The following is a 17302-nucleotide window of genomic DNA, read 5'->3' on the forward strand; positions in this document are numbered from 1 at the left end:
GCGGGGCCGAACGCTCACCCTCCAGGTGCCTGGTCCACCGCAGCACGGTGTCGGGCCGGGGATGCACCAGTTCGCCCTCGATCCGGCCGTCCCGCAGGAACAGCACCCGGTCGGCCCGTGCGGCCGCCCGCGCGCCGCGCACCGGCCGCCGGATCGTGGGTGACCATGACGACGGTGCGCCCGTGGTCGAAGGCCGCGCCGCGCAGCGCGGCCAGCACCCGGCCGCCGGACCGGGAGTCGAGGTTCCCGGTCGGTTCGTCGGCGAAGACCACACTCGGCCGGTGCAGCAGGGCGCGTGCCACGGCCACCCGCTGCCGCTGGCCGCCGGAGAACTGCGTCGGCCGGTGCCGCAGACGCCCCTCCAGCCCAGGGGAGCGCACGAGTTCGTCCTGCCAGGCCGGGTCCGGGGACTGCCCGGACAGGCGCTGCCCGAAAGTGATGTTCTCCTCGGCGTCGAGTGCGGGGAGCAGGTGGAAGGACTGGAACACGAAGCCGGGGCCGGTCCAACGCCGCCATCGCCGAGGCCCTGGTGATCAGCGAGGCGGCCGTGGCCAAGAACATCAGCGGGATCTTCACCAAGCTCGACCTGCCGGTGGCCCCGGGGGACAACCGCCGGGTGCTGGCCGTCCTGGCGCCTACCTGGGGCGGTGACCCGGCCGGCCGGACCCTGCGGCGCGCCAGGTGACCCCCGCGTCCGCGACGGCGCCTACGCGCGGTCGGCGGCGGCGCGCTCGACCACCTCCAGCAGGCGGCGCAGCCCCTGCTCGAACTCCGCGTCCCAGTCGACCGGGCGGTCCAGCACCCCGCCGAGCCGGTGGTGCGCGGGCACGTGGGCCGGGTCCACTCCCGCGCGGCGCTCGGCCGGGCCGAGGCCGCCCACGCCGAAGCGCCCGCTGACCTCGGAGACGGCGAAGCCGAGGACGAAGGTGCTGAACATCCGCTCCAGGCCGGGCACCTCCTCCTCCGGCACGCCCGCGTCCAGCAGTGCCGCGTAGAGCGGGTCCACGACGCGTACGGCGTCGGGGAGCACGGCGGGCCGGGTCAGCAGCAGGGGGAAGGTGCGGGGATAGCGGTGCGCCACGGCCCGGGCGGACCTCGCGCAGGCCAGGAGCCGCTCGCGCCAGTCCGGACCGGGGTCGCGCGCGGCCACCTCGGACAGCAGGCGCGCGACGAGCCGGTCGAGAAGGTCGTCCTTGCTTCGGACGTACCCGTAGAGCGCCATCGGCGTGAGGCCGATCTCGGTCGCGATCGCGCGCAGCGACACCGCGCCCAGCCCGCCCTCCTCCGCGAGCCGCAGTGCGACGCCGACGATCTCCGAAAGTCTTTCTTGTTTTGCCGTGCCCATGGCCCTACAGTACACGATGAAACCATTCTATACACCGCATAGAAAGAAAATTCCTCTGATGCTGGAAGCGTTATACCTGGTCAAGACACTGGGCACTGTCCGCGCGCTCGACGAATTCACCCTGACCGCCGAAGCCGGGGAGATCGTCGGGCTCGTCGGGCACAACGGAGCGGGGAAGACCACGTTCGCCAACGTCGTCGCCGGGCTGCTGCGCCCCGACGCCGGACGGGTGCGCATCGACGGCGCCGCGCCCCGCGAGACCCTGCGCCTGTTCGGCGGCCTGCACGGCCTGCGCCGCCGCGCGCTCGGGGTCGCCACCACCGACCCCGCCGCCACCCTGGTACGGCCTCCGCCGGGCCTCGGGGACGGCCGACGCCCCGCCCGGGGAACGGACGGGGCGTCGGTGGGGGCCTCCCCCGCGCGGTGCGCCCTCGGGCGCACGCGCTCCTAGTCGTTGCCGGCGTCGAACGCGGCGGCGTCCAGCAGGTCCGCGTCCTCGGAGCCCTGGCCGCGCGAGGCGATCGCCTCGGCGCCGCCCTCGGGCATCGCGCCGATCAGACCGGTCGAGGCCGCCTGGGCGGCGCCGATCGCCGTCGGGTGGGTGTCGGCGGCGCCCACCATGCCGAGCCGGGAGTACTCCTCCAGCTTGGCGCGGGAGTCGGCGATGTCCAGGTTGCGCATGGTCAGCTGGCCGATGCGGTCGACCGGGCCGAACGCGGAGTCCTCGGTCCGCTCCATGGACAGCTTGTCCGGGTGGTAGCTGAACGCCGGACCGGAGGTGTCCAGGATCGAGTAGTCCTCGCCGCGCCGCAGGCGCAGCGTCACCTCGCCGGTGATCGCCGTGCCGACCCAGCGCTGCAGCGACTCGCGCACCATCAGGGCCTGTGGCTCCAGCCAGCGGCCCTCGTACATGAGCCGGCCCAGGCGCCGGCCCTCGCTGTGGTAGGCGGCGACGGTGTCCTCGTTGTGGACCGCGTTGACCAGCCGCTCGTAGGCGGTGTGCAGCAGGGCCATACCCGGGGCCTCGTAGATGCCCCGGCTCTTGGCCTCGATGACGCGGTTCTCGATCTGGTCGGACATGCCCAGGCCGTGGCGCCCGCCGATCGTGTTGGCCTCCAGGACCAGGTCGACAGCGGAGTCGAAGGTCTTGCCGTTGATGGTCACCGGGCGGCCCTGCTCGAAGCCGATGGTGACGTCCTCGGTGGGGATCTCGACCTCGGGGTCCCAGAACCGCACGCCCATGATGGGGTCGACGATCTCGATGCCGGTGTCGAGGTGTTCCAGGGCCTTGGCCTCGTGCGTGGCGCCCCAGATGTTGGCGTCGGTGGAGTAGGCCTTCTCCGCGCTGTCCCGGTAGGGCAGGCCGCGCTCGGTCAGCCACTCCGACATCTCCTTGCGCCCGCCGAGCTCGTGCACGAAGTCGGCGTCGAGCCAGGGCTTGTAGATGCGCAGGGAGGGGTTGGCGAGCAGACCGTAGCGGTAGAACCGCTCGATGTCGTTGCCCTTGAAGGTGGAGCCGTCACCCCAGATCTGCACGCCGTCCTCGAGCATCGCGCGCACGAGCAGGGTGCCGGTGACGGCGCGGCCCAGGGGGGTGGTGTTGAAGTAGGTGCGACCGCCGGAGCGGATGTGGAACGCGCCGCAGGCCAGCGCCGCGAGCCCCTCTTCGACCAGGGCGGCCCGACCGTCGACCAGCCGGGCGAGCTCCGCGCCGTAGTCGTTGGCACGGCCGGGCACCGAGGCGATGTCGGGTTCGTCGTACTGGCCGATGTCGGCCGTGTAGGTGCAGGGGACGGCGCCCTTCTCGCGCATCCACGCGACCGCCACGGAGGTGTCGAGGCCTCCGGAGAAGGCGATCCCGACACGTTCACCGACGGGCAGAGAGGTGAGTACCTTGGACATGGAAATAAGTATGCACGAAGATGAATGATCATTCAAATCGGATGCGGGACCTGCGGGCGAATGTGGCGCACGCCCCATGCCGGGCGCCTCACACCCCCGTCGGCACCACCGGCCCGGTCGGCGCCACCGATCACTCCCGCCCGGCGCGGAGAGCGGCCCCGCGCCGGGTCGTCCCCGCGCCGGGTCGGACCCGCGCCGGGTCTGCCCGCGGCGCCTCCGACGACCGGGGCTTCCTTCGGCCAGGACCTCCGCCCCCGGACCGGACCCGGGCTCAGGCGTCGCGGTGCTCGCGCAGCATGCGCAGCACCGCCCGCTCCACCCGCCCCCGGGTGGCGGGCTCGCCCGGGGCGGCCTCGCACCCCAGCGCGGGCAGCGACGCGGAGACCGTCACCCCGCGCTCGTGCAGGCGAAAGACCCGCGGGTCGATGTAGGAGTGCCGGGCCACCGCCTCGGAATTGCCGAGGTAGGCGGCCACCTCGCGGGTCACGTGCGCCACCACCAGGATGGAGGTCCGCCGCACATGTCCTAGCGGCCCTCCTCGGTCCGCTCGTGGACGGCCTGCTCCTCCGCGCTGTGGGCGGTCCTGCGCTCGCCCCGCCCCTGCCCGGGGGCCTCCGCCTCACTCGGCGCGGCGCTGCCGCCGGCCTCGGGGCGGTCGGGCACCTCCTGCGCCATCGCGTCGTCCAGCGAACGCCCGCCCTCGGAGGCGTACACGTCGGCGGTCCCGCCCATGGGAGCCGGTCCCTCACGGTCGGTCGGCAGCGCGGCGTCCTCGGTGGCGTCCTCCTGCGCGGGCAGTCCCGCCTCCTCCCAGTCGGCCTCGTCCGGGTTGATCGGGTCCTGCGGCGTCTCCGGAGTGTTCTCGCTCATGGCCTCCCCCTCGGGTCCGGGTCGGGTTCCGGCTCCGTACTCGCGGCGGGGCTCGGTCAGGGGCGGAAGAGCACCTTGACCGCGCCCTCCTCCTTCTTCTGGAACATCGCGTAGGCGTGTGCGGCCTCGTCCAGGGCCAGGTGGTGGGTGGCGAAGTCCTCGACGCCGAGCGGGTCGGACCCGTCCAGCAGCGGCAGGATCTCCGGCGCCCAGTGCCGCACGTTCGCCTGGCCCATGCGCAGCTGGATCTGCTTGTCGAAGAGCGTCATCATCGGCAGCGGGTCGGCCATGCCGCCGTAGACCCCGATGACCGAGACCGTCCCTCCCCGCCGAACCAGGTCGATGGCCGTGTACAGGGCCGAGAGGCGGTCCACCCCCGCGTTCTCCATCAGCGAGGCCGCCGCGCCCTTGGGCAGCATGGACACGACCTTCTGCGCCAGGCGAACCGGGCCGTGGCCGCCGTCCGCCTCCATGCCGACGGCGTCGATGACGGCGTCCGGACCGCGTCCGCCGGTGCGCTCGCGGATCGACTCCACCGGGTCCTCCGTACCGGAGGGGTCGAACACCTGGGCTCCCCTGGCCGCGGCGCGCGCACGCCGCTCGGGGACGGGGTCGACGCCGAAGACCTGGTCCGCGCCCAGGTGGAGCGCGACCCGGCAGCACATGTCACCGATCGGGCCCAGCCCCAGCACGGCGACGGACCCGCCCTCGGGCACGTCCGCGTACCGCACCGCCTGCCACGCGGTCGGCAGCACGTCGGACAGGTAGACGTACCTGTCGTCGGGTCCCTCGTCGGGCACCTTCAGGGCGTTGTGGTCGGCGCGGGGCACGCGCAGGTACTCGGCCTGCGCGCCGGGGACCGACCCGTACAGGGAGCTGTAGCCGTAGATCAGCGCTCCCATGCCCTGTTCCTCGACCTGCGTGGTCTCGCACTGGGTCTGCAGTCCCGTCTCGCACATGGCGCACCGCCCGCAGGAGATCTGGAACGGGACCACCACCCGGTCCCCGCGCCGGAGCGAGGTGACGTCCGCTCCGGTCTCCTCGACCACGCCCATGGGCTCGTGGCCCAGGATGTCGCCCTCGTGCATGAAGGGCCCCAGCAACTCGTACAAGTGCAGGTCGGACCCGCACAGGCCCGAGCTCGTCACGCGCAGGAGCACGTCGTCGGGCCGCTCGACGCGCGGATCGGGCACGTCCTCGGTCCGCACGTCGGCGTTGCCGTGCCACACCACCGCCTTCATGGTCCCCCCTCACCAGTTCGGCCCACGGGCACCGGCACCCGCCGCGCCGGAGCCCCGAACGGAGGCGCCGAGCGGGCGCGGGCACCCGTGCGCCCCCACTACCCGGATGGGGGCGCGGGAACACATGGTGCCCGTGCGGCGCGGGAGGACCGTGCCGGTCACGGCGGCCGAGAGCGCGGACCCGGTCGGCAGGTCACGGCGGACGAGGCCGCGGACCCGCCCGCCGCGCGCTCTGGCAGAATCGCCGGGGGCCGCAGCGCCCCGACCACAGGTGAGCAGCGCTGGAGGGGGACGCCGACCATGGACGCACACGTGGCGCGTGAGGACCGGTACGAGTCACTGGAGTACCGGGCGTGCGGCAGGAGCGGGCTGCGGCTGCCCCGCCTGTCGCTGGGGCTGTGGCAGAACTTCGGCGACGACCGGAGCCTCGAAGGGCAGCGCGCGATCCTGCGCCGCGCCTTCGACCTCGGTGTCTTCCACTTCGACCTGGCCAACAACTACGGGCCTCCCCCGGGCTCGGCCGAGACCAACTTCGGCCGGATCCTGGACCTGGACCTGCGCCCCTACCGCGACGAACTGGTCATCACCACCAAGGCCGGCTGGGTCATGGGGCCCGGACCGCACCAGCGGGGCGGCTCGCGCAAGTACCTGCTGTCCTCGCTCGACCGCTCCCTGGCGCGCATGGGCCTGGACCACGTCGACATCTTCTACAGCCACCGGCCCGACCCGGACACCCCGCTGGAGGAGACCATGCTGGCCCTGCACCACGCCGTGGTGTCCGGGCGGGCCCTGTACGCCGGGATCTCCTCCTACGCCCCCGAAGCGACCCGCCGGGCGGCGGCGATCATGCGCGACCTTGGCACGCCCCTGGTCGTCCACCAGCCCTCCTACTCGATGCTCAACCGCTGGGTCGAGGACGGCCTGCTGGCGGCCGCGGCCGACGAGGGGATGGGCGTGGTCGCGTTCTCGCCGCTGGCCCAGGGCCTGCTGACCTCCCGCTACCTGGACGGTTCCGTGCCCAGTGACTCCCGCGCCGGCGTGGGGCGGCCCAGCTGGCGCGGGAACATGCTCTCCGAGGACGTCCTGGAACGGGCCCGCCGCCTGAACGCGATCGCCGCCGAACGCGGCCAGACCCTCGCCCAGATGGCGATCGCCTGGGTGCTGCGCGACCAGGGGCCGCGCACGGTCACCACCGCGCTGATCGGCGCCTCCAGCGTGGAGCAGCTGGAACAGAACCTGGCGGCGGTGGACGCGCCGGACTTCACCGAAGAGGAGCTGCGCGCCATCGACCGCTGGGCGGTCGACTCCGACGTCAACATCTGGTGGGGCGCGACGGCCTCGACACAGTAGGGTCACGTCCGCGCACCGGCCCGGGGCCGCCGGGCCTGACCGGCATCGGCCACGACCGCCTGCCCAGCGGGGCCGTCCCGGTCGGCGGAGCGAACCCGGGCGCCGGCGGCGATACGGCGCGAGGCCGCTCAGTGCCCACCGCGTCCGTAGGCGGCCAGGAACACCCGGACTCCCTCGTCGGCGTGGCGGCGCAGTTCCGCCTCGTCCGGGATCGCGTCGTCCCCCAGCAGCATGGTGTCGTTGACCGGCGCGGACATCACGAGCCAGTTGAAGTGGGCGGCGGCGGTGTCCGGGTCGGCCACCTTCAGCAGCCCCCGGTCGGACAGCCGGGTGAAGAGCGCGGCCATCGCCGCCATCGCACGCCGCGGACCGCCGTCGTAGAGCGCGCGGGCCAGGTCCGGGAACCGGCTGACCTCGCCGATCACCAGCCGCCGCAGCCGCATGAGCTCGGGGGTGAGGACGACCGTGAGCTGGCGCAGGGCGTACTCGCGCAGGAAGGGGGCCAGATCCTCGGCGCTCTCGGGTTCGGCGACCCGCTGGTGCACGGCGTCGCCCGCCTCGGCGGTCATGGTCTGCACGATCTCGACGAAGAGCGCCTCCTTGCTGCCGAAGTGCTTGTAGACGGTCTGCTTCGAGGCCCCGGACAGCGCGGCGATCTCGTCCATGTTGGTGCCGAGGTAGCCGCGGTCGAGGAAGACCCCCTGCGCCGCCGTCAGAATCTCCCGGCGCTTGCGCGCCGAGCGGGTCGTTCCTCCGGCCTGGTCCGGCACGTTCACTCTCACTCCATCGGCGTGGCTTCAGTTCGGGCACCGTGGGCCCTGGGGCCCCTGAGCCCGTGGGCCCTGGGCCCGTCGGTCGCTGGGCCCGTGGGCCCGTGGGCCGGTGCGCATGCTTGACCCATTGGTACTGGACGGTCTAGTTTGACACAAGATCAGTACTGGACGGTCCAGTTCCATTCGAGGCCGCCGCCACGACCGAAGGACTCCGCCATGCACGTCAAGTTCGCCGAACTGCCCGTCTCCGACCAGGACCGGGCCATCGACTTCTACACCCGCGCGCTCGGCTGCACCGTCGCGGCCGACGCGCCCATGGGCGAGGGCGGGTGGCGGTGGGTCGAGCTCGCCTTCCCCGGCGCCGAGTCCCACCTGCACTTCCTGCCCCGTGAGAACGACGAGCCCTCCGACGAGCCCGTTCTGGTGCTCGTCGACGAGGACGTCCCCGGCACGGTCAAGTCCCTGCGCGACCAGGGCGTCGAGATCGTGAGCGAGCCCCAGGACGCGCCGTGGGCCCCCGGCACCCTCTTCGCCGAGTTCCGCGACAGCGAGGGCAACCGCATGGTCCTCTCCGACCGCTGACGCCCCCTGGTCCGGGCCGCTCGGGAACGCGTCTAACGTGGAGGTGGATTCACGACCACACAGGGAGGCCCGCCGTGCCGGAGGCGCACCACATGCGGATCGGCGAGGTCGCCGAGCGCACGGGACTCTCTCTGCGCACGATCCGGTACTACGGCGAGGTCGCGCTGGTGGAGCCCTCCGCGCGCTCACGCGGCGGCTTCCGCCTGTACACGGAATCGGACGTGGACCGGCTCCAGCTCATCAAGCGGATGAAGCCCCTGGGGTTCAGCCTGGAGGAGACCCGCGAGCTGCTGGAGAGCGTAGACCGGCTCAACTCGGCCACCACCGCCGAGGACGAGCGCACCGCGCTGAGCGAGCGGCTGGACGCCGTCGAAGCCGACCTCACCGAGCGCTGTTCGGCCCTGCGCCGTCAGCTGGAGATGGCCGAGGAGTTCGCCGAGCGGCTGCGCCGCCAGCGCGCGCACCACGCCACCGGCTGAGGTCGGGCGCTCGACGCGCGGGCCGCACACACCCCGGCCACGGGCGCGGGCCGCCGCACACGGCTGACCGGCCGGGCGCCCACCTGGAGGAGGGGCGGGGCCCGGCCGGCGTTCAGGGGTGACGTGACCTCGGCGCACGTGCCTCAGCCGAAGTCCACGTCACTGCACATGTAGTAGTTCTGGTCCATGTGGGACGCCTTCCACACGGTGAACACGACGTGGTGTCCGGTCCGGCCGGTGGTGCTGACGTCGATGTGGATGTCGTTGGCGGGCGCGTGGTAGCCCGGGGTCTCGACCAGTTCCAGGTCGTCCCAGCCCAGCGCCTGCGTGGCGGGGTCGAAACCCTCCTCGGTGACGTACACGAGGAAGTAGTCGGCGCCGTGCGAGGCCTGGTCGTACAGGTGGAGCGTGAAGTCGTCGTCCACGGGCGTGGTCCGCCAGGGACCGACGGCGTCGAGCGAGTCGTAGCGGCCGCTTTCGGTGTTGCCGCCGCTGCACAGGGTGCCGTCGGGCACGTGGCCCTGGTGGTCGCCACCGACCCCGTTGCGGTAGAGCCCGTTCCAGTTCCACATGGCGTTGGGGTCGTCCTCCCACGCCTGCGCGCACATCGGGTCTTCCTGCTCCATGTCCGGGTTCAGGTGGTCGTCGCCCCAGCGCTCCCAGCAACCGTAGTTGCGGCTCGCCGGGTCGACGATCGAGCCGTGCGCCGACGCGGGCGCCGCCAGGGCGGTGAGTCCGAGCAGGGGCGCTGAGGCGAGGATGAGCGTCCGGGCCATCCAGCGGGGGCGGCCCGCCGTGTCGTTCTCGGTGTGCATCACGTTCTCCAAACGTCTCGGCTTGTGGCAGCCGAGCCGAGTGGGAGCGCTCCCGCAGCCGTAGTTACCCGCGTCACACTCACTCAAACCAGCGCCGCGAACCCGCCAGCGCCCCAATCGCGTCCGGACCCGCCCGACCCTCCGAACCGGCCCGCCCGCAGCCGCCGGACGGGATGCCGACCGGGCACGCGAGTCCACCGGGCACCCCCGGAGCGCCGCCGCCCCGACGGCCTCCTGGCACCGGCCCAGGGCCGCCGAACGAACAATGTCGAGCACCCGCAATTCTTCGTTTGACCTGCGAGTAAAGTGCTCGTGAGCCACGGTGGGCGGCACCTGCGACGACATGAGTTCGTGATTTAGTATTTACACCCAACAAACCGGGCGTTACTGTTCCTGTGAACGCCTCGGGCCGCCGGACCCCACATGCCCGGCCCGACTGACACTGCGGTGTCCACTGCCCCCCACTCCCCTACACCCCCCGCTGACCGCCGACTGGGAGCGCTCCCACCTCCCATTTCCTTTCAGCTCCGCTCCGACGCGGGCATTCGTCACCATTTCCCATTCGACACCACCCCCTGCCCCATCCCCGAGACAACTCCATAAGCCACTCTGACCGCTCCTCCTGACCCCCCTTCAACAGGAAGTAGAAGAGATGAGCACGATCCCGCGCGCCGCGGATCCCCGTGCGCGGACACGACGCGGCCTCGCCGTCGCGTCCGCCTTTGTCCTCGGCACCAGCCTCGCCGTCGCCACACCGACCGCCGCGAGTGCCGCCACCGGCTGTGAAGTCGACTACCAGGTCAACGACTGGGGTTCCGGTTTCACCGCCTCCGTGGAGATCACCAACCTGGGCGACGCCATCAACGGCTGGACCCTGGGCTGGGAGTACGACGGCAACCAGCAGATCACCAACATCTGGAACGGCAGCCACACACAGAGCGGCCAGGCCGTGGAGGTGACCGACGGCGGGCACAACGCCTCGATCGCCACGGACGGCACCGTCTCCTTCGGTTTCAACGCCTCCTACTCCGGCAGCAACGACGCCCCCACCGAGTTCACGCTCAACGGCGTCGTGTGCGAGGGCTCCGTCGACCCCGGGCCCGACCCGGACCCGGACCCGGACCCGGACCCCGATCCGGACCCGGACCCCGAGCCGGGTGAGCGCGTCGACAACCCCTACGTGGGCGCCGACGTGTACAACAACCCGATCTGGGCCGAGAACGCCCGCTCCGAGCCCGGCGGCGACGCCATCGCCGACCAGCCCACCGGCGTGTGGATGGACCGCATCGGCGCCATCGAGGGCAACGACAGCCCCACCACGGGCAGCATGGGCCTGCGCGACCACCTCGACGAGGCCGTGGACCAGGCCGGCGGGGACCCCTTCGTCTTCCAGGTCGTGATCTACAACCTGCCCGGCCGCGACTGCGCGGCCCTGGCCTCCAACGGTGAGCTCGGACCGGACGAGATCGACCGGTACAAGAACGACTACATCGACCCGATCGCGGACATCCTCGCCGACCCGGCCTACGCCGACCTGCGGATCGTCACCACGATCGAGATCGACTCGCTGCCCAACCTGGTCACCAACGTCTCCCCGCGCGAGACCGCCACGCCCGAGTGCGACGAGATGCTGGCCAACGGCAACTACGTCGAGGGCGTGGGCTACGCCCTGGCCGAGCTCGGCGCGATCGACAACGTCTACAACTACATCGACGCCGGACACCACGGCTGGATCGGCTGGGAGGACAACCTCGCCGCCTCCGCCGAGATCTTCGCCGAGGCCGCCAACACCGCCGGGGCCACCCCCGACGACGTGCACGGCTTCATCGCCAACACCGCCAACTACTCCGCGCTGAAGGAGGAGAACTTCGCGATCGGCGAGACCATCGCCGGAACCCCCGTGCGGCAGTCCGACTGGGTCGACTGGAACATGTACGTCGACGAGCTGAGCTTCGCCCAGGGCCTGCGCGACATGATGGTCTCCGACCACGGGTTCGACCCGAACCTCGGCATGCTCATCGACACCTCCCGCAACGGCTGGGGCGGTCCCGACCGGCCCACAGGGCCCGGCCCGGAGACCGACGTGAACGCCTACGTGGACGGCGGCCGCTACGACCGCCGGCTCCAGGCCGGCAACTGGTGCAACCAGTCCGGTGCCGGACTGGGCGAGCGGCCCACCGCCGCCCCCGAGCCCGGGATCGACGCCTACGTGTGGATGAAGCCCCCGGGCGAGTCCGACGGCTCCAGCGAGGAGATCCCCAACGACGAGGGCAAGGGGTTCGACCGGATGTGCGACCCCACCTATGAGGGCAACCCGCGCAACAACTTCAACATGAGCGGCGCCCTGCCCGACGCCCCCGTCGCCGGCCACTGGTTCTCCGCCCAGTTCCAGGAGCTGCTCGCCAACGCCCACCCGCCCGTCGAGTGACCACCTGAGCGACCACCGCACCCCCGGTGGCCGCACCGGGACAGGGCGCCCGTCCACCTCGCGTGGGCGGGCGCCCGCCCGTGTGCCCGGCCTCCGGCCCGCCCGGATCCGGGGCCCGGGGACCCGGGTCCGGGCGCACGCCGGAGGGCGGCCCGAACCGGGAGCGCGGACCCGGGGAGCCCTCCGCGCCGGACGGGGAGTATGACTGGTGTCTCCGGCCCTACCGGCCGGTACGACACCCCCCGGATCCCGCAGGAGCCTCCATGACGGACCAGACCACCAGGACCGCGCTCGTCACCGGCGCGTCGTCGGGCATCGGTGCCGCCGTCGCCGCCGCCCTCGTCCGCCGCGGCTACCGCGTGTACGGCACCAGCCGCTCCCCCGAGTCGGTCGCCGCACCCGTGCCGGGCGTGGAGTACCTGGCCCTGGACCTGACCGACGAGGCCTCGATCGCGGCGTGCGCACGGGCCGCGGGAGCGGTGGACGTCCTGGTCAACAACGCCGGGGAGAGCCAGAGCGGCCCGCTGGAGGAACTGCCGCCCGAAGCCGTCGAGCGGCTCTTCCGGACCAACGTGTTCGGCGCGGTGCGCCTGACCCAGCTCCTGCTCCCGGGCATGCGCGCCCGCCGGTTCGGGCGCGTGGTCATGGTCGGGTCCATGCTGGCCAGCTTCCCGCTCGCCTACCGGTCCTCCTACGTGGCGTCCAAGGCCGCGTTGAAGGGGTTCGCCGACGCCCTGCGCCGCGAGGTCTCCCCCTACGGCGTGGGCGTGGCGACCGTGGAGCCGGGGTCGATCAACACCGGCATCAGCGAGCGCCGCACGCAGTACATCCGACCCGACTCACCCTTCGCCCCCGAGTACCGCACCATGCTCACCGCGCTCAACGCCAACGAGGCCGCGGGCATCTCCGCGGAGAGTGTGGCCGCCACGATCGTGCGCGCGATCGAGGCCCGACCGCCCAGGCCGCTGTACGCGGTGGGCAGCAACGCCCCGGTGGTGTTCGCGCTGCGCCGGCTCTTTCCCCGGTCGCTCATCCTGCGCATGGTCGCCCGCAAGCACGGCCTGTGACCGCCACCGACACGGGCCGACGCCCCGCGCCGACGCGGGCCGACCGCACTCCCGTGCGGTTCCGGGCTCCGGAGACCGGTCGCCGACGACCGGCGCGCCCGGACCGGCCGCCTCGCCGGAGCCGTGGGTCCCGGGCCCTGTCGGTGCGCTCGGGCAGGATGTGGGTGCGACGGACACCGACCGGGAGAACCCTTGAAACAACAGGTCCACTTCATCACGCTCGCCACCGCCGACCTGGACGCCGCCCGCGCCTTCTACCGGGACGGGCTCGGATGGGAGCCCCACCTCGACGTTCCCGGGGAGATCATCTTCTTCCAGATCGCCCCCGGCCTGCTGCTGGGGCTGTTCGACGCCGAGAAGTTCGACCGCGACCTGGGCGGCCACGCCGGGGTCACCGGCACGACCGGGACCGCCGGGGTGACGCTCGCGCACAACGTCGAGGACCGCGCCCAAGTGGCCGCGACCGTGCGGGCGATGGTCGACGCCGGCGCGAGCGTCCTCAAGGAACCGCAGGAGGGCGAGTTCGGCGGCGTCTTCCACGCGCACGTCAAGGACCCCAACGGGGTCGTGTGGGAGATCGCGCACAACCCCGGTTGGCGGGTGGAGGAGGACGGGAACGTCGTCCTCGGCTGACCCCGTCCGTCACCCCGCCACCGCACGCCACTCACACCCGTCGCGGGTTCCGCTCCCGCGCCCGTCGCACGGTTCCGGTCGGGCGCGGTGGCCGTTCGGCTCACACGCACGTGTCCGCGCGCACGCACAGCCCCCGGGCGTTCCACGCACGTAGTGGCCGCCCGTCCGCACACCCTCCGCTGTTCGGCTCACACGTCCGTCGGCGGGTCGAAGGGGACCTCGTCGTCCAGCAGGTGCACCCACTCCGGCCACCAGCGCGGTGAGCGGGCGGCCATCTCCTCCTGGAGGTCGGGCAGCCGGGGCGGGGCCATGCCGTTCGGGAAGCGCCCCGACCGCCGCCCCCACTCCGGCCAGTGGTCGTAGGCGCGCTCGACCACGACACCGGCGGCGGTGGCGCGCGCACGCAGGAAGTACCAGGCGCCGTGTTCGGGGTGCGCCTCCGCCCGGCGCAGCCGCCACGGCAGCATCGAGTCCTCCCACGGCACCTCCACGGCCTCGCCCGAGGCGTCCACCAGCGCGGGGAAGCTCATGGCTCCCCGCTCACAGGCGACCGTGAAGGTCAGCTCCCCGCCGCGCTCGGCGGCCAGTGAGCCCAGCGCCTCGCGCAGCGCGCGCAGCTCCTCGGTCTCCTGCGGAGCGGGGCGTTCGGCCTCGCTCGCGGACCGCATGGCGCGCGCGACCAGCATCTCCCAGGCCCGCATGCTGAGCACGCGCCGCCGCCGGGGCGCGGCCGACGGGGTTCCGGCGGGCATCGCCCCCCTCCAGGTGAACCAGTCCGCGCCGAGCAGCTCGCGCGCCGCGGCCACGTCCACGCGGTCGGCACCGAACAGGTCGCGGAACAGCTCCCAGGCGCGCTCGCCACCGCCCTCGGCGACGTCGCGCATCAGCTCGTCCGCCACCGCGAGGTGGTGCTCGTCGTCCGGGACCACCACCGGGCTGTGGTCGACCAGCTCCTCCGGCGTCCCGAAACCCTCCACGGTGACCAGGCCGTCGTCGTCGATACCGTCCGGGTAGTCGGTGCGCCCCCAGGCGCCGTCCCACCAGTAGAGGAAGGACACCCCCATCTGCTCGTGCCGGTAGCGGGCGATGAGCGTGTCCAGCCACTCCCACGGCAGCCAGTCGGGGCCGCCCGCGAGCAGGTCGAGCTCCTCGTCGATCGTGTCCTGCCCCAGCGGTTCCCAGCCGGTCAGGACGGCCCGGCCGCCCTCGACCCAGGTCAGCCGCCACCAGCAGCCGGCCGAGTTGTCGAAGTGCATGCCGTGCGGGCCCAGAGTGAACCCGTCGCGGGTGTAGGTGGTCCCCACCGGGTCGTAGGTGAACGTCTCCTCCGGACGCGCTTCGAGGAGTCGGTAGGCGCCGAGTTCGATCCTGCCGTGGGCCCAGAGCATCCCGGGCGGCGGCAGGTCCTCGGGGCGGCCGGGCTGGTGGAAGGGCGCGGGGCTCATGGCTCGGTGTTCTCCGGATGTCTCGAAGGGGCCCGGTGCCCGCGCGGCCGCGGACGGGGTCGCCCCCTCAGACGCCTCCGCCACCCGACCGGTTCCCCACGGGCCCCGCCTGTTTCCGCCTTCACACCCTCCCCGGGGGCGCCGCCGCGCCGGGCTACTGGAGCCCGACGACCTCCATCGCGCCCGGCCGCGCCACGACCACCGCGCCCGGAGCCGCGAACAGCGACGTCCGGCCGCGCGCCTCCCACACCGAGCCGGAGCGGTCGCGGTTGCGCCCCAGGGGGAACTCCAGCCGCACCGACTCCTCGTCCTCGGCCACGTCCCACGACTGCAGCAGCACCAGAAGGGGTTCCTCGTCGTGCGGCAGGTCTCCGGTGGGATGGAGGCTGCGCAGGACGACGAGCTGGTCGGCCAGGGCCAGCGTGCCACCCCGAAGGGAGGCGACGTGCTCGACCGAGGCGACGCGCTCCTCCCCCTCGAACGAGTACGACGTGTAGCGGTCGAACCGCTCGGCCGCCCCGGCGCCCTCCTCGTTCTCCCCACTGGTCACGAACCCGTCCGCGGTGAGCGTGCCGCCGCCCTCCCAGGCCCTCATGTCCCGCAGGTCGCCGAGGCCGCGCGCCGCCACCCCGCCGCCGGGCCGGACGAACAGGTTCCCGCGCGTGCCCTCGGCGTCGCCGGTCTCCCACTCCAGCGCGTACACCCCGCCGTCGGGCGAGACCCGCGACCGCACCCAGTACGGGACCGCGGTGACCGGCTCCTCGTACCGCCACAGCTCCGACCCGTCGGCCGGGTCGAGCCCCAGCAGCAGGGCGTCGTGGTCCAGGGGCGCCCGGTCGGGTTCCCCGGCCTCCTCGGCGGACAGCCCGCACTGGACCAGCGCCACCACCTCGCCGCGCAGGACCCCGTACGGGTTCCACCGGTTGGCCACACAGCCCTCGGGCGGGTCGAACCGCCAGGTCTCGGCCCCCGAGTCCAGGTCGTAGGCGGTGAAGGACCGCCCGTCGTCCACGGAACCGCCGCCCTCGACGAAGAAGGTGTCGGTCGTCATCGCGAAGGTCTCGGGCAGGGTGGGGAACGCGTCTCCGAAGTCGACGTCCGGGCTCCGGTACTCGGCGCGGACCCGGCCCGTGGCCGCGTCCAGGGCGACCAGCCGCAGTGCGGACCCGCCCATGTGGTCCCTCGCGCTGAACGACACCACCAGCGCTCCGCCGTCCGGGGCCGCCGCGATGTCGGTGGCGCGTGCGTCGGCGCGCCGGTACCGCCAGCGCTCCCGGCCGGTCCGCGTGTCCACGAGGGTGACCCCCTTCGTGTGCAGGACCGCCGCGCCCCCTCCCGTCACGACCGTGTCCACCACGTCCTGGCCCTCGGGCGCGCGCCACCGCCAGCCCACGCCGCTCACCGCGTCCGGCGGGGCGGCCGAGCCCTCCGACTCGGACACAGGGGCGACGGTGGAGTCCACCGGACGCAGTTCGACCAGCACGAAGACCAGGGCGACCAGCCCCGCGCCGAGCGCCAGACCCGACGCTCCCGCGAGGGGAGCGAGCCACCGGCGGCCGGAGGAGCGGGCGGGAACCAGGGCGGGAAGGGCCAGCGCGACCGCGACCAGGGCCGGGCCCAGGGCGAGGCCCCACGCGGTGAAGTCCACGAAGCCGTTGGTCGTCTCCCCGCGTGTTCCCAGCACGACCGTCCACGCGGGCACGCAGAGGAGCACCACGAGGACGGCGACGGCGGCGAGCACCAGCCGGGGCACCGCCGCGGTCTCCGGCCGGCGCCCGGCCGACCGGAGCCGGTACAGGAGCGCGCCGAGGACGACGACGGCGAGCAGCACCAGCACCGCGTAGGCGGTCCAGGGATGGCCGTCGCCGGACCGGTACGCCGACGTGGCCGCCCAGAGGAGGACGGCCGACCCGCACACCGAGAGGCCTCCGGAGAACCAGGAAATCACGGGGGTGGACATTGCATGACGGTAGAAGGAGCGTGTGAGCGCGTCAAAACCGGCACGCGTGATGGCCGCCGCACCGGTTCCGGCCGGTGCGGCGGCCACGGGGGTCCACGCATGGGGAGGAGGCGTCAGCCCCGAGGGGCGTCGGCGGAGACGAGACGCGCGAAGGAGACCCACTCGGCGGCGCCGACGGGAAGGAAGCCCGCGTCCGGGTGCTCGCCCTGTGCCTGCCTGTGCGCCCCGCTCCCCTGCGCGCTCTGGGAGCTGCTCGACTCACTCGACGCCTACGCCTACGACAGCCGGATCTGGCTGCGGGTCCTGCCCGAGGACTTCGAGGAGCCGCTTCCCGAGGGCGCCACGCTCATCGCCACGAAGAGGGTGAGCTACGGCGTCGCGTGAGCGGACCGGTGTCCCTACGACTCGGCGG

Annotated in this window: 19 protein-coding genes; 9 read left to right on the forward strand and 10 right to left on the reverse strand. The window is 73.0% G+C overall.

The genetic code is table 11. The features are described 5' to 3' along the window. Positions 1-14: 14 nt before the first annotated feature. Positions 15-488, reverse strand: a complete 474-nt coding sequence (locus tag ADL05_RS03170) for an ABC transporter ATP-binding protein (RefSeq protein ID WP_053615334.1) — start codon at positions 486-488, stop codon at positions 15-17. 41 nt (positions 489-529) lie between these two features. Here ADL05_RS03170 and ADL05_RS29285 point away from each other — a divergent pair, with 41 nt between their 5' ends. Then, a complete protein-coding gene (locus ADL05_RS29285; RefSeq protein ID WP_369800882.1) occupies positions 530-685 on the forward strand; it encodes a hypothetical protein in 156 nt (51 codons plus the stop codon). Between the two features lie 21 nt (positions 686-706). On the opposite strand, the gene ADL05_RS03175 is transcribed toward ADL05_RS29285, so the two are convergent. Further along, entirely contained in the window at positions 707-1345 is a 639-nt protein-coding gene (locus ADL05_RS03175) for a TetR/AcrR family transcriptional regulator (protein ID WP_053615335.1), read from the reverse strand. 58 nt (positions 1346-1403) lie between these two features. Between ADL05_RS03175 and ADL05_RS31510 the strand changes: the two genes are divergently transcribed. Next, complete coding sequence (locus ADL05_RS31510) at positions 1404-1796, forward strand: ATP-binding cassette domain-containing protein (protein WP_053615336.1); 393 nt, start codon at positions 1404-1406, stop codon at positions 1794-1796. Here ADL05_RS31510 and argG read toward each other — a convergent pair. The 4 genes from argG to ADL05_RS03200 all read right to left on the reverse strand — a co-directional run bounded on the left by argG (position 1793) and on the right by ADL05_RS03200 (position 5358). Next, complete coding sequence (gene argG, locus ADL05_RS03185; RefSeq protein ID WP_053615337.1) at positions 1793-3247, reverse strand: argininosuccinate synthase; 1455 nt, start codon at positions 3245-3247, stop codon at positions 1793-1795. The two genes, ADL05_RS31510 and argG, sit on opposite strands and share 4 nt — an antisense overlap. 271 nt (positions 3248-3518) lie before the next feature. After that, on the reverse strand, positions 3519-3767 hold the full coding sequence (locus ADL05_RS03190) for a hypothetical protein (protein WP_053615338.1): 249 nt from the start codon (positions 3765-3767) through the stop codon (positions 3519-3521). 5 nt (positions 3768-3772) lie between these two features. Further along, positions 3773-4117, reverse strand: a complete 345-nt coding sequence (locus tag ADL05_RS03195) for a hypothetical protein (protein WP_053615339.1) — start codon at positions 4115-4117, stop codon at positions 3773-3775. A 56-nt stretch (positions 4118-4173) separates the two neighbouring features. Beyond that, entirely contained in the window at positions 4174-5358 is a 1185-nt protein-coding gene (locus tag ADL05_RS03200) for an alcohol dehydrogenase catalytic domain-containing protein (RefSeq protein WP_053615340.1), read from the reverse strand. A 300-nt stretch (positions 5359-5658) separates the two neighbouring features. On the opposite strand from ADL05_RS03200, the gene ADL05_RS03205 reads away from it, so the two are divergent. Further along, positions 5659-6708 carry an aldo/keto reductase gene (locus tag ADL05_RS03205; protein WP_053615341.1) on the forward strand — a complete coding sequence of 350 codons (1050 nt, stop codon included), beginning with the start codon at positions 5659-5661 and terminating at the stop codon, positions 6706-6708. 128 nt (positions 6709-6836) lie between these two features. On the opposite strand, the gene ADL05_RS03210 is transcribed toward ADL05_RS03205, so the two are convergent. Then, positions 6837-7484 carry a TetR/AcrR family transcriptional regulator gene (locus ADL05_RS03210; protein WP_053615342.1) on the reverse strand — a complete coding sequence of 216 codons (648 nt, stop codon included), beginning with the start codon at positions 7482-7484 and terminating at the stop codon, positions 6837-6839. Between the two features lie 213 nt (positions 7485-7697). Between ADL05_RS03210 and ADL05_RS03215 the strand changes: the two genes are divergently transcribed. Together ADL05_RS03215 and ADL05_RS03220 are read left to right on the forward strand one after the other, a co-directional pair. Then, the gene (locus ADL05_RS03215) at positions 7698-8063 is read left to right on the forward strand and encodes a VOC family protein (protein WP_053615343.1); all 366 of its coding nucleotides are present in this window, start codon (positions 7698-7700) and stop codon (positions 8061-8063) included. A 92-nt stretch (positions 8064-8155) separates the two neighbouring features. Further along, positions 8156-8542 carry a MerR family transcriptional regulator gene (locus tag ADL05_RS03220; RefSeq protein ID WP_053615597.1) on the forward strand — a complete coding sequence of 129 codons (387 nt, stop codon included), beginning with the start codon at positions 8156-8158 and terminating at the stop codon, positions 8540-8542. A 143-nt stretch (positions 8543-8685) separates the two neighbouring features. Here ADL05_RS03220 and ADL05_RS03225 read toward each other — a convergent pair whose 3' ends face one another. Further along, positions 8686-9357 carry a lytic polysaccharide monooxygenase gene (locus ADL05_RS03225; protein WP_053615344.1) on the reverse strand — a complete coding sequence of 224 codons (672 nt, stop codon included), beginning with the start codon at positions 9355-9357 and terminating at the stop codon, positions 8686-8688. A 652-nt stretch (positions 9358-10009) separates the two neighbouring features. On the opposite strand from ADL05_RS03225, the gene ADL05_RS03230 reads away from it, so the two are divergent. From ADL05_RS03230 to ADL05_RS03240, 3 genes are all read left to right on the forward strand, one after another. After that, positions 10010-11785 (forward strand): glycoside hydrolase family 6 protein, encoded by a 1776-nt coding sequence (locus ADL05_RS03230; RefSeq protein WP_053615345.1) that lies wholly within the window; start codon positions 10010-10012, stop codon positions 11783-11785. Positions 11786-12048: 263 nt separating this feature from the next. After that, complete coding sequence (locus tag ADL05_RS03235) at positions 12049-12852, forward strand: SDR family oxidoreductase (protein ID WP_053615346.1); 804 nt, start codon at positions 12049-12051, stop codon at positions 12850-12852. A 192-nt stretch (positions 12853-13044) separates the two neighbouring features. Then, positions 13045-13485 (forward strand): VOC family protein, encoded by a 441-nt coding sequence (locus ADL05_RS03240; RefSeq protein WP_053615347.1) that lies wholly within the window; start codon positions 13045-13047, stop codon positions 13483-13485. 188 nt (positions 13486-13673) lie between these two features. On the opposite strand, the gene ADL05_RS03245 is transcribed toward ADL05_RS03240, so the two are convergent. Together ADL05_RS03245 and ADL05_RS03250 are read right to left on the reverse strand one after the other, a co-directional pair. Further along, positions 13674-14930: a hypothetical protein gene (locus ADL05_RS03245; RefSeq protein ID WP_053615348.1), complete on the reverse strand. Its 1257-nt coding sequence runs from the start codon at positions 14928-14930 to the stop codon at positions 13674-13676. A gap of 154 nt (positions 14931-15084) precedes the next feature. Next, entirely contained in the window at positions 15085-16890 is a 1806-nt protein-coding gene (locus ADL05_RS03250) for a PQQ-binding-like beta-propeller repeat protein (protein WP_156365702.1), read from the reverse strand. 99 nt (positions 16891-16989) lie between these two features. Between ADL05_RS03250 and ADL05_RS03255 the strand changes: the two genes are divergently transcribed. Further along, positions 16990-17274: a hypothetical protein gene (locus ADL05_RS03255; RefSeq protein ID WP_053615350.1), complete on the forward strand. Its 285-nt coding sequence runs from the start codon at positions 16990-16992 to the stop codon at positions 17272-17274. Positions 17275-17302 lie beyond the last annotated feature (28 nt).

The sequence above is a fragment of the Nocardiopsis sp. NRRL B-16309 genome, from assembly GCF_001279585.1.
Taxonomy (GTDB): Bacteria; Actinomycetota; Actinomycetes; order Streptosporangiales; family Streptosporangiaceae; genus Nocardiopsis.

Coding starts and splice junctions, on each gene's coding strand:
- ADL05_RS03175 (WP_053615335.1), bottom strand. CDS start 1,345: ATGGGCACGGCAAAACAAGAAAGACTTTCGGAGATCGTCGGCGTCGCA.
- ADL05_RS31510 (WP_053615336.1), top strand. CDS start 1,404: ATGCTGGAAGCGTTATACCTGGTCAAGACACTGGGCACTGTCCGCGCG.
- argG (WP_053615337.1), bottom strand. CDS start 3,247: ATGTCCAAGGTACTCACCTCTCTGCCCGTCGGTGAACGTGTCGGGATC.
- ADL05_RS03195 (WP_053615339.1), bottom strand. CDS start 4,117: ATGAGCGAGAACACTCCGGAGACGCCGCAGGACCCGATCAACCCGGAC.
- ADL05_RS03200 (WP_053615340.1), bottom strand. CDS start 5,358: ATGAAGGCGGTGGTGTGGCACGGCAACGCCGACGTGCGGACCGAGGAC.
- ADL05_RS03205 (WP_053615341.1), top strand. CDS start 5,659: ATGGACGCACACGTGGCGCGTGAGGACCGGTACGAGTCACTGGAGTAC.
- ADL05_RS03215 (WP_053615343.1), top strand. CDS start 7,698: ATGCACGTCAAGTTCGCCGAACTGCCCGTCTCCGACCAGGACCGGGCC.
- ADL05_RS03220 (WP_053615597.1), top strand. CDS start 8,156: ATGCGGATCGGCGAGGTCGCCGAGCGCACGGGACTCTCTCTGCGCACG.
- ADL05_RS03225 (WP_053615344.1), bottom strand. CDS start 9,357: ATGCACACCGAGAACGACACGGCGGGCCGCCCCCGCTGGATGGCCCGG.
- ADL05_RS03230 (WP_053615345.1), top strand. CDS start 10,010: ATGAGCACGATCCCGCGCGCCGCGGATCCCCGTGCGCGGACACGACGC.
- ADL05_RS03235 (WP_053615346.1), top strand. CDS start 12,049: ATGACGGACCAGACCACCAGGACCGCGCTCGTCACCGGCGCGTCGTCG.
- ADL05_RS03245 (WP_053615348.1), bottom strand. CDS start 14,930: ATGAGCCCCGCGCCCTTCCACCAGCCCGGCCGCCCCGAGGACCTGCCG.
- ADL05_RS03250 (WP_156365702.1), bottom strand. CDS start 16,890: ATGTCCACCCCCGTGATTTCCTGGTTCTCCGGAGGCCTCTCGGTGTGC.
- ADL05_RS03255 (WP_053615350.1), top strand. CDS start 16,990: ATGGGGAGGAGGCGTCAGCCCCGAGGGGCGTCGGCGGAGACGAGACGC.